Consider the following 1,694-nt stretch of genomic DNA (forward strand, 5'->3'; position numbering starts at 1 on the left):
CGCCGGAGCCGGGCTGGGCGACCATGGACACCCTGCCCACGCCCGAGCCCTGGGAGCGCACCGCCGCACCCGGGGCCGTGCGCACCCGGGACCGGCGCGCCGCCGAGACCACCGTCGGGGACGAACCCCTCCTGGTGGGCGCGGTGGCCGCCGCCCTGTACCGGCCCGAAGCACCGATCCACATCGCCCTGGCTCCCGAGCGGGCCGACCTGTGGCAGGCGGTGCAGCTGCGCTTCCTGTGGGGCATGCACCGGATGCTGCACGACGTGCTCACCCCGCCCCGCGCCATCCCCGCGGCCGGGTGGAGCTGGTCGTTCTCCACCTACGACCCGGTGCTGGGCACCCCGGACGGCCAGCACCTGGCCTTCGGCCCGCCGGTCGCCGACGCGCCCGGGCTCTTCCTGCGTCCCCCGGCCCCCGACTACCGCGCGGTCGCGGAGGGTCTCGTGTCGGTCCTGCGGGAGGAGGGCGGGGACGCGCTCGCCCGCCACCTGGCCGAACGCGGCGTCGCCGAGGCCCCGACCTTCGCCGACCGGCGCGCGCTGCTGCGCGACTGGCTCGACCCGCGGCCCCGGCGGTTCGACGACGTCCCCGTCCCCGAACGGCTGCCGGACGGGGACGCCGTGTACGGCGGTGCGCCCCTGCCCGACCTGCCCGAGGTCGAGGCCCCGGGGGAGGAGGAGACCGGTCCGTGGCCGCTCCCCGTATCCCGCGTCCCGGTGGGCCGCCCCGGCCTGGAGACGGACGCGGTCCCGGGTGTACCCGGCGGCCAGCGCTCCCTGAAGGGGATCACCGAGGAGGACGTGGAGCCCTCCTCCGCCGGGGCGGTCACCGGACGGCGCGGGGACGACCGAGCGGACCCCGCCGCGCACGGGGCCGAGGGAACCCGCGGAGGCGACGAGGCCCACCGGGAGCACGGGACGCGCGAGGGCGGTGAGCCGCACAGGGACAAGGAGGCCCACGGACAGAGCGGGAAGCGCGGGGGCGGTGAGACGGACGGGGACAACGAGGCGCTCTGGCCCGAACCCGCGTCCGAACGCCTGTTCGAGGAACCGGGGACCGACGACCCCGGCGACGCCCCGCCGCGCCCGCACCCGCGCATCGCACCCGCCCGGGGGCAGGCGGCCGCGGCCCCGGAGGGCGTCTCCGCGCGGTCCGGCGTCTTCGGGGCGCCCGAACCCCACCGCAGGCCGCGTCTGGTCCCGGACACCGGCGGCGAACCGGTCTCCGACCGGGCCTTCGAGCCCCGTGAGCCCGCATCCGGGGCCGAGGAGGCGGAGCGGAGCGGGTCGTGGTCCGCCGGTGCGCCGATGCCGGACGGACCGGAGGAGCAAACGTCCCGGGAGGGCGGATCGCGGACCCTCCGGAGCGGCCGGGAGACCCTCCGGTTCCTCGGCCGCGGCAGACGCGCCGTTCCGGAACCGGACGAGTCCGCGATCCGGGGCGGACCGCCAGGGGACGAGGCCGCGCCCGCCCGCGGAGCGCAGGAAGGCGGGGCTGGATCCGCGCCCGGATCCCCGGACAAGGCGTTCTCGGACGCGTCCGACCCACGGACCGGAGCCCTGCGCGAGGAGACCGCGGAGCCGTCACCGGCCCCGGCCCAGGACACCTTCGGAACGGGCGGGACGGTAAGCCTGGCCCGCGAGTCCGCACCGCCCCCCGAATCCCTCCACCAGCCCCCCGCTCCCACGGAC

Annotated in this window: 1 pseudogene; it reads left to right on the plus strand. The window is 78.3% G+C overall.

Going from position 1 to position 1,694, the window contains the following annotated elements:
* Window positions 1–1,694: pseudogene (locus tag DQW06_RS10555) on the plus strand (hypothetical protein); the annotation flags it as partial.

The sequence above is a fragment of the Nocardiopsis sp. TNDT3 genome (genome assembly GCF_003427465.1).
GTDB classification, from domain to species: Bacteria; Actinomycetota; Actinomycetes; order Streptosporangiales; family Streptosporangiaceae; genus Nocardiopsis; species Nocardiopsis dassonvillei.